This is a genomic window from Endozoicomonas sp. ALB115 (genome assembly GCF_049310245.1).
Classification (GTDB): domain Bacteria; phylum Pseudomonadota; class Gammaproteobacteria; order Pseudomonadales; family Endozoicomonadaceae; genus Endozoicomonas.
In genome coordinates, this window is the sequence record NZ_JBLYZG010000030.1 from 1 (window position 1) to 14,782 (window position 14,782).

General features: G+C 51.3%; 9 protein-coding genes. 5 read left to right on the forward strand and 4 right to left on the reverse strand.

Annotated features, from left to right (window positions below):
- Window positions 1–236, forward strand: a 236-nt coding sequence (locus ACO6VE_RS14070) for a hypothetical protein (protein ID WP_422461877.1), incomplete at its 5' end; no start/stop codon positions are given.
- Window positions 237–359: 123 nt separating this feature from the next.
- Here ACO6VE_RS14070 and dacB read toward each other — a convergent pair.
- Window positions 360–1,769 (reverse strand): D-alanyl-D-alanine carboxypeptidase/D-alanyl-D-alanine endopeptidase, encoded by a 1,410-nt coding sequence (gene dacB / locus ACO6VE_RS14075; RefSeq protein ID WP_422447383.1) that lies wholly within the window; start codon window positions 1,767–1,769, stop codon window positions 360–362.
- 285 nt (window positions 1,770–2,054) lie between these two features.
- Here dacB and ACO6VE_RS14080 point away from each other — a divergent pair, with 285 nt between their 5' ends.
- On the forward strand, window positions 2,055–4,388 hold the full coding sequence (locus ACO6VE_RS14080; protein WP_422461879.1) for a Lon protease family protein: 2,334 nt from the start codon (window positions 2,055–2,057) through the stop codon (window positions 4,386–4,388).
- Between the two features lie 58 nt (window positions 4,389–4,446).
- On the opposite strand, the gene ACO6VE_RS14085 is transcribed toward ACO6VE_RS14080, so the two are convergent.
- On the reverse strand, window positions 4,447–8,169 hold the full coding sequence (locus tag ACO6VE_RS14085) for a hypothetical protein (protein ID WP_422461881.1): 3,723 nt from the start codon (window positions 8,167–8,169) through the stop codon (window positions 4,447–4,449).
- A 467-nt stretch (window positions 8,170–8,636) separates the two neighbouring features.
- On the opposite strand from ACO6VE_RS14085, the gene tcdA reads away from it, so the two are divergent.
- The gene (gene tcdA / locus ACO6VE_RS14090; RefSeq protein WP_422461883.1) at window positions 8,637–9,446 is read left to right on the forward strand and encodes a tRNA cyclic N6-threonylcarbamoyladenosine(37) synthase TcdA; all 810 of its coding nucleotides are present in this window, start codon (window positions 8,637–8,639) and stop codon (window positions 9,444–9,446) included.
- A gap of 14 nt (window positions 9,447–9,460) precedes the next feature.
- Here the strand turns inward: tcdA and ACO6VE_RS14095 are convergent, their stop codons facing one another.
- Entirely contained in the window at window positions 9,461–11,224 is a 1,764-nt protein-coding gene (locus tag ACO6VE_RS14095) for a SufS family cysteine desulfurase (RefSeq protein ID WP_422461885.1), read from the reverse strand.
- A 321-nt stretch (window positions 11,225–11,545) separates the two neighbouring features.
- Between ACO6VE_RS14095 and ilvG the strand changes: the two genes are divergently transcribed.
- Window positions 11,546–13,201: an acetolactate synthase 2 catalytic subunit gene (ilvG, locus tag ACO6VE_RS14100; protein WP_422461887.1), complete on the forward strand. Its 1,656-nt coding sequence runs from the start codon at window positions 11,546–11,548 to the stop codon at window positions 13,199–13,201.
- Window positions 13,198–13,458, forward strand: coding sequence for an acetolactate synthase 2 small subunit (gene ilvM, locus ACO6VE_RS14105; RefSeq protein ID WP_422447393.1), 261 nt, complete (start codon window positions 13,198–13,200; stop codon window positions 13,456–13,458). The genes ilvG and ilvM overlap by 4 nt, the downstream gene beginning before the upstream one ends.
- Before the next feature lie 47 nt (window positions 13,459–13,505).
- On the opposite strand, the gene ACO6VE_RS14110 is transcribed toward ilvM, so the two are convergent.
- Window positions 13,506–14,465: a LysR family transcriptional regulator gene (locus tag ACO6VE_RS14110; protein WP_422447395.1), complete on the reverse strand. Its 960-nt coding sequence runs from the start codon at window positions 14,463–14,465 to the stop codon at window positions 13,506–13,508.
- Window positions 14,466–14,782: the final 317 nt, after the last annotated feature.

Sequence of the window (14,782 nt, forward strand, 5' to 3'; positions counted from 1 at the left end):
AGCAGTCAGTGCCGATCAGCAAGGCCGCCTATCTTACCGTGGCGGCTTTCGTTGTCAAGCGATCATTTTCAGAAGCTTTCCAACTCACTGATGTTGCCCGAAGCCCTGTCAGCGGAGGCGCATATTACCGCGCCAGCTTGATTTGTCAACCGGTTGTTTTTCGTTTATCTCCAAACAACCCATTTTCAAACCGCACTTCCCGGTCAGCAATGAACATTTATTCTGCTGATCTCTGACAATCTTTTGGGAATGCCCTGGGAAGAGCCGCGTATTATAAAGAGAAAACGAACGAAGGCAATACTTCATCCGTTAATTTTCAGAACAATATACGACAACCCTCCAACAAGCTGATGCCTTCTTTATTGTGTGCCCGTCAGTCGCTCAAGAAATGCCCGGTGGAACAGCCTGATTTCATGATGAAAGGCTCTTACCTCTTCATTCGTCGCTGGCTGAACAGGTCTCAGCCCATTCAGCAGTACAGCGAATATCAAAGGTGAGTTATTTTCCGGAAAGGCATAACCCACCATACTGTTTACCCCACTCATATAACCAGTCTTTAGCCAGCGACGTTCATCATCCCGTGAGGCCAGCCAGGGAGCATTCTCCCCCCAGCTTTTCCAACCGGTTTGCAACACTTCAGTAAAGTCATCAGCACTGAGCATGTTATATCGGGACAATCCTGAACCATCCACCAATCGCCCCCTGGTCAAGTCAACGCCCTCTTCCCGTAACATAGCCAGAACCGCCTCTGTGCCTGAAGAATAAGAACCCTTTTCACCCTTTACCGACGACCCTATGGTTTTCAGCAGGCTATCAGCGTACAGGTTGTCTGACTTATCCAGCACTCGCTGTAAAAGATCAGGCACCGGCGCAGAATGATGACTGGCCACAAGCCAGGTAAAATCCCCCTGTGGTTTCTCAACCACAACCCTGCCTTCAAGCCTGATGTTGTTTGCCTGCAAAAAAGACTCAACAAACCTTGCGGCAGCCCGCTCCGGATCACGCACTGAAAATGCCATGCGCATGGGTTTGGCATCAGGGGCAATACACCCTTCCAGGCGGTACTCATGGTTTGATGATGGCCACACTTCCTGAACACACCCGTCTGGCTCATGGGCCTGAGGTTTTCTAATCGCTATGCGATTATCAACAGAGAGCTGCCAGTGTGGCTCATCGTAAACCATCTTTGACAACTGCCCCTCTGTTCCAGAAGGCACCAGCCAGCCAAAAAAACAGTTACGATCCAGTATCATGGCACTGACTGGTGCGGCAAAGCAGATATTGTGATCATCCCAACTTGCACCACCGGCTCTTGGATAACCACTATATATAGAACCATCAAGCCAGATATTGCCGCGTATTACTTTTACACCTTTATTAATCAGTTTTCCCAGTAGCTCAGAAAGGTCATGCCTGGTCAGCGATGGGTCACCTGAAAAGGTTAATATCAGGTCTCCGGCATATTCCTTTCCCTCTGCCAAGGGTTTGTTACCCAGCAAGCGGGTTTGGTACCGATACTCTTCTCCCAACACCCGATAAGCCGAGATAGCCGTGATGGCTTTGACCGTGCTTGCTGGCAGCAAGTTAAAGCGACTGTTCCGGTCAAACAGCACCTTTCCGGTTTCAGCTTCAATAACTTTAATGGAATGAATATGCCCGGGCGGTAATGTGGCGATCAGTCGATCCAGGTCATCATTGATGGACGCAAAAACCTGGTTAATTCCAAAAGCTATAAAGGTAATAGACAGCCATTTTTTCCAGACGTTCATAAAAAAGCTCTGCAGCCTCTGACCACACTAAAATCACCGTTTAATTTATAGATTCTCAGTTCAACACACTGGTCTCAAGGCCGACAAACCTTTTTAATGAGAGTACTATAGGGCCTGTTGACGTTTCGTTGTGAGCTCAGCGGGACGTGTAGTATGGCTCAAAAAAGTGTCATATATATAACAAAAGCTTCACTCCACTCTTATGGTGTAAGCAATTTGCGGGAAATGGCAAGACTTGTGAAAAAACTCAAACTAACAGCGAATCAGCTTATTGCTAAGCAACCAGTGAAGGATTTGGGTTTCAAGTCCACAGAAGAGCTGGAAAATTACGTCGGCATCCTGGGTCAGGAGCGAGCTACCAGTGCGATTCAGTTTGGTGTCGCCATGCACCGCTCGGGCTATAACATCTATGTCATGGGCGAGTCCGGAACAGGCCGGATGTCCTACCTCCGTAAATACCTTGAAACAGAAGCCAAGCGACAGAGCTCCTCGGATGACTGGGCCTATGTCAATAACTTTGATAACCCCCGTGAGCCGAAAGCCCTGAAGTTACCCGCCGGTCTGGGCAGTGACCTGCAGAAGGACTTTGAGAGTTTTATTGATAAACTGCTGATGACCTTCCCGGCGGCGTTTGAAAACCCCACTTATCAACAAAAGAAAAGCGCCATCGAGCGCAGCTTTAATAAGCGTTATGACCAGGCCATTGATCAAATTGAACAGGAAGCGCTGAAACGGGATATCGCCTTGTACCGGGATACCGGTGCCTTGAGCTTCACGCCAATGTCCAGCGGTAAGGCGATGGATGAAACCGAGTTCGCGCAATTGCCGGATAAAAAGCGGGAAAAGTTCAATAACGACATCAGTGAACTGGAAACCAAACTCAATGAGTCTCTGGTGGAACTGCCCCAGTGGAAACGGGAATCCAACGAAAAGCTGCAGGACCTGAATCAGGACACCATTGATCAGGCTCTGGCTCCCCTGATGAAGCCTATGCTGAAAAAATACAGCAAAGAGCAGAATGTTCTGGATTACCTGGAAGCCGTCAAACAGCACCTGCACAGAACAGTAATTGAATACCTGGCGGATGAACGGGCAATGGAGTCCAAAGAAGACGCCAGCAAACGATCAGCATTAGAAGAACTCTACGCCCCCAACCTGGTGGTCGGCCATAAGAACGATGCCGCTGCGCCGGTTATTTATGAGTCTCATCCCAACTATAAGAACCTCTTTGGCCGCATCGAATACGCCAGTGAGATGGGAGCCCTGGTAACCAACTTCCGTCAGATCTGCCCCGGCTCTCTGCACCAGGCCAATGGTGGTTATCTATTGCTGGAAGCCAACAAGCTGCTGGAAGAGCCTTTCGTCTGGGAAGCCCTGAAACGGGCCCTGAAAGAGCGGCAGTTGAAAATTGAATCCCCTTACTCCGAGATGGGGTTGATGAACACCATCACCCTCACCCCGGAAATTATTCCACTGCATGTGAAGGTGATTCTGGTTGGCTCCCGGGATATTTATTACATCCTTCAGCAGCTCGACCCGGATTTCCACGAAATGTTCCGGGTACTGGTGGACTTTGATGACCAGCTGCCACGCTCTCCTGAAACTGTTCAGGCCTTTGCCCAGCTGTTGAAAAACCGGGCAGACGATGAAAACTATCCACCACTGTCGGCATCGGCGGTTGCCCGGATGATCGAACAAAGCTCCCGGATGACCGAAAACCAGTCTCAACTGTCGGCAAAAATCGGCGAACTTTTCGACTTGCTGGCCGAGGCTGATTTTATCCGACGCACCGGCAATGGTCGTAAAATCAACCACGAGCACATTGACCGGGCGCTGGATGCCAAGGCTGAGCGGACTGGCCGGGTCAGTAAGCAGATTCTGGATGATATGCTGGAAGGCAGCATTCTGATTGATACTGACGGTGAGCAGATTGGTAAGATCAATGGTTTAACTGTGCTCTCTGTGGGAGATGCCTGTTTTGGCTCTCCCGCCCGGATTACCGCAGCGGTTTATCCCGGCAGCCAGGGTATTGTGGATATTGAGCGGGAGGTCGCCCTGGGTCAGGCCATTCACTCGAAAGGGGTTATGATCCTGACCGGTTATCTTGGCAGCCGTTATGCGCAAAAATTCCCACTGGCGATTTCCGCCAGTCTGGCGATGGAACAATCCTACGGTTATATCGACGGCGACAGTGCCTCCATGGCTGAGCTCTGCTGTCTGCTCTCAGCATTGACCAATACTCCGATCAAGCAATGCTATGCCGTCACCGGCTCCATGAACCAGCACGGTGAAGTTCAGGCCATTGGTGGTGTTAACGAGAAAATCGAAGGTTTCTTTGATCTCTGTAATGCCAGGGGTCTGACCGGTGAGCAGGGGGTAATTATCCCTCAGGCGAACGTTCGGAACCTGATGTTGCACAGCAAGGTAGTGGATGCGGTAAAAGCCAAGAAGTTTAATGTTTATGCGGTTTCTCATGTTGAAGAGGCACTTGAACTGCTGACCGGCCATCGTCCGGGTGTTATGAACAGCAAAGGCAATTATCCAAAAGGCTCCATCAACCAGAAAGTACTGGAACGCCTGAAAGAAATCGCTGATCTGACTAAAGAAAACCAAAGTTAAGCGTACGAACTGATACACGCTCAAGCCAGACAGTTGTCTGGCTTTTTTATTGCAAAATTCATTGCGCCTCCCCGGGAGGCTGAAACATTGCCAGCACTAATTTGATCAAGTCCTTCCGCTCGATATCGTCATCACTTTCATTCTGAATGGTCGATAGCAAGCCCTTCACTGTTTGCTCAAAATCAACACGGTAAGCGTGGCTACTCAGTTGCGTTTGCAGAGTTGCCGTGAGTGTATGCAGGCGTTGATATGCTTCTTGAGGCGAGTCAGGCGGTAATTGGGGTTTGCCTCCGGAAGAGTGCCGGGCAATAAACTCCCTGGCGTAACTCAGGGACATCAGAGCACAGGTAAGCAAGCCATAAATACGCTCATCAGGGTTTTTGGGGTTATTAAAAAGCAGGGTTTCAGGTAATTCAAATACCGCTCCTTTTTGGAATTCCACGGTCAGCAGATCAAGGTTATCAACCAGGAATCCCAGCATATCGTTCAGTGATCTGGTTTGTTCAGCAAACGACAAATCGCTGAACGTTCTCTCAACACCAGGAGTAGCCAATTGTGTTGCCTTTTCATCGGCCACCCCGGTATCAACACTGATGTGAAGCCCCATTAATTTGGCACCCAGATCACCGTAATTAAGATGAACATTGTAGACTTTTGGTTGCTTGGTCGCCTGACACCCCGGAGTTGCCCAAATGACCATACTTTGGGGAATGACGGAATCACTGTCGGTGTTGAGTACCTGCAATTTTTCCAGGAATTTTCTGGCAGACTCGTCTGACGTGCATTGAATGTAAATATCAATAAATAATGAGCTGCGGTTCTGCAAAAAGCGTGCGTATGAACCGGTAATCAGGATGGGTGGATCAGCATAAAAACGATTAACTTCCGCAATAATCTCAAATGTTTTCAGCTTTAGCGCATGTAACCGGGGCAACTGAATATCGGGGGCCCCCGGTTCCCCGACATTTAACCATTGTTTTGACGAAGATTGCAGGGCCCCACTGCCAGCAACTGCCGAGGCGGCGGAGCTGTGTTGACTGGCAGAGGTTGCGTATCGGTAAACACCATCACTGTCCCATCTTGCGGGAACCACAGCTTTCAGGTTGTGGAGTATATTTTCCATTAAATTGGCTTCACAGATGCTTTGTTCAAACCAGAAGCCTAAAGCATGGCGCAGAGCGGTTCCTGCTGGAAAACTCTGCAGGCAGTCCAGCACCTGCTCCTTATGGATGTACCGTCCATTAACAGGCTGTCTCGTGATATGGCAGTGCGACAGGAAGAAGAAATGCAGGCGTAAATTCTGAAATGAACTCCGCAGCGGTGCGAAGGATTGATATACCTGTTCTGCAGACACTCTCTGACGATCAATTGGCAGCTCATGGTACATAGCCATGAATTGCAAAAGGCTTTGCAGTCGATGTTGCTCATCGTCTTTGATTGATACGTTGTTTAAGATTTGCCAGGCCGTTTGCAGTATCTCCCGGGCTTGATTGGTTTCATGGTATTGCTGAGGGTGTTTCAACCTTTGTATCAGATACCTGACCTGCCTTGAAGAATTATCCCCGGGTACTTTATTAAATGCTTCCAATACTTTCTGGTTATCCAGAAGGCTGCCATTCAATTCTCTTGCATTCAACGCCAGCTGGGCATAAAAAATAGCGCGTTCAAGCAACCAGCCACCGCGTTCATAGTCCTTGATTACCGCCTGCGGTGTGACCTGCCGACCGTTCAACGGCAGCCCCATCAGGCAACATTGTGACTTAAAACGCGCTATGCCCAGCCTGCCCTCCGGACTATCGGGAAAATCCTTAATCACCGCGTCCGGTGTCACCTGCTGGTTATTCAACAACAAGCCCCTCAGGCAACATTGTTCCTTAAAGCGCGCTATCCCCAGTCTGCCTTCCGGACTCTCCGGAAAAGCATTAACCACCGCATCCGCTGTCACCTGCTGGCCATTCAACAGCCGCCCCTTCAGGCAACATTCCGCTTTGAAGCGTGCTATCCCCAGTTTGCCTTCCGGACTCTCCGGGAAACCCTTAACCACCTCAGCCGGTGTGACTTGCCGATCATCCACCACCAGCCCTCTCAGGCAGCACTCGGCTTTAAAGTGAGCCAGTTCCAGAGTTGCCCCGACCAACTGAAAACCCTTAACCACCGTGTATGGCGTGATCTGGTTGCCATTCAAGGCCAGGCCCTTCAGGCAACATTGCTCCTTAAAGCGCACCAGCTCCAGTGTTGCCCTGATGGCCTGAAAATCTTTCACTACCTCATCCGTTGTGACGCGCCGCCCCTTCAACAGCAGCCCCCTCAGGCAACATTCCGCTTTGAAACGCACTATTCCCAGCCTGCCTTCCGGACTATTCGGGAAACCATTAACCACCGCCTCCGGTGTGACCGGCTGACCATTCAACGCCAGCCCCTTCAGGCAACATAATTGCTTAAAGCGCGCACACCCCATTTTGCCTTCCGGACTCGCCGGGAAAGCCTTGACCACCGCATCCGGTGTGACCGGCCCACCCCTCACCGCCAGATTCTTCAGACAACAATTTTCCTTAAAGTGCGCCACCTCCAGTGTTGCCCTGACGGCCTGATAACCTTCAATCACCATATCCGGGCTGACCGGCAGGCCATTCAATGGCAGGCCATTCAGGTAACATTTTGCCCGGAAGTGTGCTATTCCCAGCCGACCATCCAGACTATCCGGGAAATCCTTGACCACCTCATCCGCTGTGACCTGCTGGCCATTCAATGGCAGCTTCTTCAGGCAGCATTCCTGTTTGAAGCGTGCCAGCTCCAATGATGCCTTGGCTTCCTGATAATCCTTGACCACCGCCTCCGGTGTGACCGGCTGACCATTCAAAGACTGGCCCAGCAGGCAACATTGCTCCTTCAAACGTATTAGCTCCAGGGTTGCCCTGACTGCCTGATAACCCTTGGCCACCTCATCCGGCGTGACCCGCTGGCCATTCAACGCCAGGCTCTTCAGCCAACATTGCCCCCTGAAGCGTGCCATCCCCAGCAGTCCTTCCGGACTATCAGGGAAATCCACCTCATCCGGCGTGACCTGCCGACCATTCAACGCCAGCCCCCTCAGGCAACATTTTTCCTTAAAGCGTGCTATCCCAAGTTTGCCTTCCGGACTATTCGGGAAACCCTGAACCACCTCATCCGGTGTGACCTCCCGGCCATTCAACGCCAGGCCCCCCAGGCAACACTGTTCCTTAAAGTGCGCTAACTCCAGAAATACCCCAACCGCCTGAAAATCCTTAACCACCTCATCCGCAGTGACCTGCTGGCCATTCAACGCCAAGCCATTCAGGCAACAGTCCGCTTTGAAGCGGGCCAGCCCCAGTTTGCCTCTCGGATTATCCGGAAAGTCCTTAACCACCGCATCCGGAAGGATCCCCTGGCCATTCAACAACACCCCTTTAAGACAACATTCCGCTTTGAAGCGCGCCAGCTCCAATGTTGCCCTGGCGGCCTGATAATCCTGAATCACCTCGTTCGGTGTGACCTGCCGGCCATTCAACGCCAGGCCTCTCAGGCAACATAACTCCTTAAAGCGCGCCAGCTCCAGTATTGCACTGACTGACTGAAGCCCCTGAACCACGGCACTCGTTGTGACTTTCTGGCCCTTCAGCGGCAGCCCCCTCAGACAGCATTCCTCTTTGAAACGCACTATCGCTAATTTGTATTTATAATGTCGATCCGGCTCTCGATTGAATTCTTGAATGACCTCATCCGGGGTAACTTTTCTGTTGTTTAGCAGTATGTTCTGCAAGCAAAGTTTTTGCAGAAAGAACCCACTTCTGAGGGACGTTGTATCTTTTTCAAAGGCTGAAAGTACATCAGCCGAGGTGATTTGACGTCCATGTAATGGTTCTTTATCCCAAAAGGCATCCTCTATAGATTTGCTGCTACCCCGGATGCTGTCTTTGCTTCTACAGGGCCGATTGTATGAGACTCTTTTACCATTAAATGCGGTTCCGGCACGGTCAGAAACCACGCGTGGCCCGGCATGCCGGTCAGCACGGCGAGCGGACTCTGAGCGGTGAGGGGTTGATGATGCTGCTTTCAGAATTAAGCCTCGCGCACTTGGACAATAAATACCGCAGTTTGACCTCGAAATAATTATTAGGTTCCATTGATGGCAGGTCAGTCAGAGTCAAAGCAGGGCAAAATTTGATTAAAACAATGCCACTTTGGGTTGTATAATCGGCTACTAATGTTTTATCTCAGTCGTTTCCAATGCCAGCAGCCTCTTCCCCCAGCAACAGCTTTAATGACCGGTTCGGCGGTATTCGCCGCTTGTATGGCAACAGTGCTGTTGAACAGCTTCGTCAATCCCATGTCTGCGTCATCGGTATTGGAGGTGTTGGCTCCTGGGCAGCAGAAGCCCTGGCCAGAACGGCGGTGGGTAACATCACACTGATCGATCTGGACGACATTTGTATAACCAACACCAATCGCCAATTGCATGCGCTTACGAACACCATTGGTCGCTCAAAAGTTGAGGTGATTGCCGAACGCATTATCCAGATAAACCCCGAGTGTCAATGTCAGACCATTGAAGACTTTATTACAGAAGATAATCTTCAGGAGCTGATCACCAGCGAGTTTGACTATGTGCTGGATGCCATCGACAGCTTCCGGGTTAAGGCGGCGCTGATCGCTCACTGCAAACGTCACAAAATCAAAATCATCACCACTGGCGGTGCTGGCGGACAGATGGATCCTACCCAGATTCAGATCACCGATCTGACCAAAACCTGGCACGACCCTCTGGCAAGAAAAGTGCGCAACCAGCTTCGTGACCGTCATGGCTTCAGCAAGAATACCAAACGAAAGTTTGGCGTAGACTGTGTGTTTTCCACCGAGCAGGCAGTTTATCCACAGGCTGATGGCACCATCTGCCAGACCAAACCAACCGGTGAAGGCTCTATGAAAATGGACTGTGCCAGTGGTTTTGGCGCGGCTACCGCAGTGACTGCAACCTTCGGTTTTGCTGCGGCTGCGCGAATTATTGAGAAGTTGACCAGAACTGGCCATTCTGCCTGAATAGTCGGTTGGTGCTATCGATAACGATGGGCAACCGCCTGAATCTCCCTGACAATCGCCTTAAGCCCATTGCCCCTGGATGGGCTTAAATGATTGAACAGATCCAACTCACGGAACCACAGGTCAATATCTTCCTGCTCAATCTCTGCCGGTGTTTTCCCTGAGAATACCGCCAGAACAATGGCTATCAGCCCCCGGATCACTCTCGCATCGGAGTCAGCAATAAAGTAAAGCCGCATGGTTTCATCATCATAGTGATGATGCAGCCAGACACTGCTCTCGCAACCATGAAGTCGGGCATCATCACTTCTCCATTCCCCCGACAGCACAGGCAGCTCTTTGCCCAGCAGCATGATCTGGCGGTAACGTTCCTGCCAGCCTGAAAGCCCATTCAACCGTTCTGTTATCGCGGCAAGGTTCGGAGCCTGCTGACGAAAAATCTCTGGCAGGTCAGTTGTCTCACTGATCATTGTCTGGCTCTGATCACTGTTCATTTCAGGGTGAGCAATATACAGCGGAGAATGGTGGAGCTTGTCCATGGCATCCACAAAAGCCACGGCCTCATCGACGGTGTTATAGAGGGCAAAAGAAGCTCTGACCGTTCCATTGAGATTCAGGCCCTCCATCAGGGGCATGGCACAATGATGCCCGGTTCTCACGGCAATCCCCTGTTGGTCAAGCATCAGCCCGATGTCCTGATTATGATGTTCGCTGGAGACAAACGACACGACGGGCGCTTTCCACTCTGCCTGACCAATCAGACGGATACCGCTTATCTGGCTTAATCCCTCCTCCACCAGCAGGCGCAGCTGATGTTCATGGGCCTGCATGGCGGCAACATCAATATCCGCTAAAAACTCCAGCGCTTTGCCTAAACCAATGGCACCGGCAATATTGGGGGTTCCTGCCTCAAATTTGAACGGCAGGCGATTAAAGCGGGTGCCGGAAAAACTGACATGCTCGATCATCTCACCACCGCCCTGCCAGGGAGGCATGTTTTCCAACAGTCCCCTTCGCCCGTACAGCACACCGATTCCCGTAGGGCCGTAGACCTTATGGCCGGAAAACACATAAAAGTCGGCCCCCAGCGCCTGAACATCCACTTTCTGGTGAGCAACAGCCTGAGAACCGTCCACCAGGACCAGGGCACCGGCCTGATGGGCAAGCTCAATAACCTCTTTAATGGGGGTGATCGTACCAATGGCATTGGAGGTATGGGTCATTGCCACCAGCCTGCTCTTATCCGACAGCAATTGCCGGAACTGTTGCATATCCAGATTGCCAGCATCATCCAGCTCAACCACCCTGATGGTGGCCCCGGTGACTTCAGTCAGCAGTTGCCAGGGAACGATATTGGCATGGTGCTCAAGGCGGCTCAGGATAATCTCATCGCCAGCCTTCAGCTGGCTTCGTCCCCAGCTGCTGGCCACCAGATTGATGGCTTCAGTCGCGCCCCGGGTCCAGATAATCTCTTCCGTAAAACGGGCATTAATAAAGTGGCGGGTGGTTTCTCTGGCGGCTTCAAACCCATGGGTCGTGCAGGCACTCAGGAAGTGCGCTGCCCGATGCACATTGGCATTCTGCTCCCGATAATAGCGGTTTAGCGACTCAATAACCGACACCGGCTTCTGTGTGGTTGCCGCATTGTCCAGGTAGACCAGCGGATGGCCATGCACGGTCTGTGACAACAGGGGAAACTGCTGCCGGAGGTTATCAACATCCAGCACAGTGGATTGAGTGTCGGCCTGGCCTTTCATAGTGACCTCCATGGTGATCATGCCTCTGGGTTTCTGGCACTGCAAATAATGCTGTGCTATAAAACCTGTACATTAAACATTTAAAACTGATAAACCTATGATGCCTTCAGCCCTGAACCAACCAGTCATTCTTAACGTGGTGATTATTATCACCGCGGGTGGCTTTGTGGGCTGAATAAACAGCTGTTACAAAACCCCCGCACCGAAAGGTCCGGGGGTTTTTTTATACCTGATAAAGGAGAAAAGTCATGCTTAACCTGATCGTGCTATCTGTCATTATCCTGCCTGTCATTCTATCTGCAGCGATTACCCTCAACCTCTGGCAGTCGGGGGATCATCGATATGAATGGTGCTGAAGCAATTGTCCAAACCCTGGTTCACCACGGTGTTGACACCGTTTTTGGTTATCCCGGCGGCACCATTATGCCGGTGTATGACGCCCTGCTTGACGCCCCTGTTGAGCATCTGCTCTGCCGCCATGAGCAGGGAGCCGGTTTCGCCGCTATTGGCTATGCTCGCTCAAGCCAGCGAACCGGTGTCTGTATTGCCACCTCAGGCCCTGGCGCAACCAACCTGATCACTGCCCTGGCAGATGCCATGATGGACTCGGTCCCCATTGTTGCCATTACCGGCCAGGTACCCACCAGTGCCATGGGTACCGATGCCTTTCAGGAGATGGATATGCTGGGGCTTTCCATGGCCTGCACCAAGCACAGTTTCCTGGTGACAGAGCCGGACCTGCTCTGCCAAACCCTTCATCAGGCATTTACTCTGGCCAATTCCGGACGACCGGGCCCTGTCCTGGTGGATATTCCCAAAGATATACAACAGGCTCCCGCCAGCTGGCAGCCACCGCTGGACCTGGCTGAGAACGGTTTCCACCCTGATCAGGCAGCCCATGACAACGTTGATCAAGCGCTGCAACTTATGCGCTCAGCATCCCGCCCCATCGCCTATATCGGTGGAGGGGTGAATATGGCTGGTGCTACACCGGCGTTGCGCCATTTTCTGCAAATGACCGGCCTGCCCAGTGTCTGCACATTAAAAGGGCTTGGTACTGTACCTCCGGACAACGAGGCCTATCTTGGCATGCTGGGGATGCATGGCAACCGGGCGGCAAACACGGCAGTACAACTGTGTGACTTATTGATTGTTGTGGGTGCCCGTTTCGATGACCGGGTGACTGGCAAGCTGGACACGTTTGCCCCTGATGCAAAAGTTATCCACATCGACATTGACCCGGCAGAAGTGCACAAACGCAGAGCGGCACATGTCGTCTTTCATCAGCCCATGCCCTGGGTACTGAAAGAACTGTCCATCGCTTTACCCGTCAACGATTGGCAGGGCCACTGTCAGCAACTCAAAGAAGAACATCAATGGCGATACGACAAACCCGGTGAGGCGATTTATGCGCCCCTGCTGCTCAACCAGCTATCCCGACAGCTGCCTGATAATGCCATTATCAGCTGTGATGTCGGGCAGCATCAAATGTGGGTTGCCCAGCATATGGCTTTTCATCACACCCGTAACCATTTGACCAGTGGCGGTCTGGGCACCATGGGCTTTGGCCTGCCTGCCGCCATCGGCGCTGCCATGGCACGTCCGGATGATACCGTTATTCTGGTATCCGGTGATGGCTCATTTATGATGAATGTTCAAGAGCTGAACACCATAAAAAGAAGACAGCTGCCGATTAAAATAGTCCTGCTGGATAACCAGAAGCTGGGCATGGTTCGCCAGTGGCAGGCGCTGTTTTATCAGGGCCGTTACAGCGAAACCGATCTTTCCGATAACCCCGACTTTATTGCGCTGGCCAAGGCCTTTGGTATTGGCGGCAGAACCATCACCCATCGGAATGAGGTAACGTCAGCCCTGGATGAGATGTTGAGTGTGAGTGGCCCATGGTTGCTTCATGTGTGCATTGATGCCATGGAAAACGTATGGCCCCTGGTGCCACCAGGAGCCGCTAACCATGAAATGTTGGAGCAACACTCATGAGCTTTCAGTTATACCTGCAATGCCATCAACAGCCTGATGTCGTGGAGCGGATACTCAGAGTTATCAGACACCGGGGCTTTACTGTGAACACCATGAGCATGACGCCTTCCCGTTGCGGTGGCAGAATTGAGTTATCCATGACTGTTTCCAGCTCACGACCTGTGCATCTTCTGATTACCCAGGTTGAGAAACTCCATGATGTGCTGGCACTGAGATGCATTGATACAACGTCCAATACTGATGTCGGCAGCTATTGATACACCCGGCCAGCCTGGCCGGATGAATCATGCCCTTACCGGTGAGTTCAGTGAGTTAGATCATCCACTTCACCATTGATAATAGCCTCCTGTCGTTCCATCTCTTTCAACTTGAGACGGAAGCGATTAATGATGAACTCCCTGAACCAGCGATGCGCCCGGTTATGCTCCCAGTACTCCGGCCACACTACGTAGTAGCTGACTCTGGGAGGTTTACCGGGCAGGGTTTTCATCGTCATATCCTGGACATAAGTGTTGTAACGAGCTGCTCTCTCCATTGTGATCAGAATATGATGGGTGTCCTTTACCAGCTGCAAACCAATGGGTAGATTGGGTGTTTTCGCAACCACCCGGATATTCTCACTGAGGCCTTCCAGGTAGTCCCTGATGAAATGAGGACTTCCCATCCACGAAGAGTGACGAATCACCGGGTACTGCTCAAGGTCTTCAATGGTCATCTCCTGATCAACGAGAGGATGATCCTCATGCACCAGGGCACAGATACTATCCTCCATTAACAGCTCATAACTGAAACCGGCAGGTGGCTTGCCAACATACCCAAGCACCAGATCGACCTGACCGGCCTCCAGCTTTTTATCCAGCTGCGGGCTGAACTGTAACAGTTCAAAATTAAAATGCGGTGCCTGTTTCCAGAACTGGTGCAGGATTTGCGGCAGGATTTGCTCAAGAACAATATAAGTCCCGGCAATGGTAAAGTTTTTTTCGGTAATCCAGGGATCAAACTGCTGGTTCTCAAATATGGTGCTGGCTTCCGTCACCACACGGTTCACGTCGTCTTTCAACGCCAGCGCTTTTTCGGAGAGAAAAATACGATTGCCCTGCCTGACCAGAATCGGATCATTCAGGGCTTCACGCAACTGAGCCAGGGTCCGGCTCATGGCGGACTGGGTAACATGCATCTGCTTCGCAGCCAGGGAAACACTTTGAGTATCGAGTAACGCCTTGAGGCCCGGCAAAAGGTTCAGGTTAAGTCTGTACAAGTTCATACTTTGGTAACAGGCACCCCAAAGATTGAAAGCACCATCTAAAACAAAAGAGCCTGATCAATCAGCTCAGAGAGAATAAAACAGCTGACCTGTAAAAGCCCAGGCCAATTTGACCACGAGACTATAGTTATACCACTTTAACTTCATCAGTATTATTCCCTATACATTCATCGCTAATCAGGTACACTGGAAACAGGAATCAGTGTCAGAGGACATTCTCAATCAGGCAAATGGCCATGTCTGAATACACGTTTGAAGTACTGGTCTCATGGCTAATTGAGAACGCCCCCGGCTCTGGTGAATCTGGCCTTGGCGCC

Bases quoted from the DNA above. Each gene is read 5' to 3' on its own strand.
- tcdA (WP_422461883.1), top strand. From the start codon at position 8,637: ATGCCAGCAGCCTCTTCCCCCAGCAACAGCTTTAATGACCGGTTCGGC.
- ACO6VE_RS14095 (WP_422461885.1), bottom strand. From the start codon at position 11,224: ATGATCACCATGGAGGTCACTATGAAAGGCCAGGCCGACACTCAATCC.
- dacB (WP_422447383.1), bottom strand. From the start codon at position 1,769: ATGAACGTCTGGAAAAAATGGCTGTCTATTACCTTTATAGCTTTTGGA.
- ilvG (WP_422461887.1), top strand. From the start codon at position 11,546: ATGAATGGTGCTGAAGCAATTGTCCAAACCCTGGTTCACCACGGTGTT.
- ACO6VE_RS14110 (WP_422447395.1), bottom strand. From the start codon at position 14,465: ATGAACTTGTACAGACTTAACCTGAACCTTTTGCCGGGCCTCAAGGCG.
- ilvM (WP_422447393.1), top strand. From the start codon at position 13,198: ATGAGCTTTCAGTTATACCTGCAATGCCATCAACAGCCTGATGTCGTG.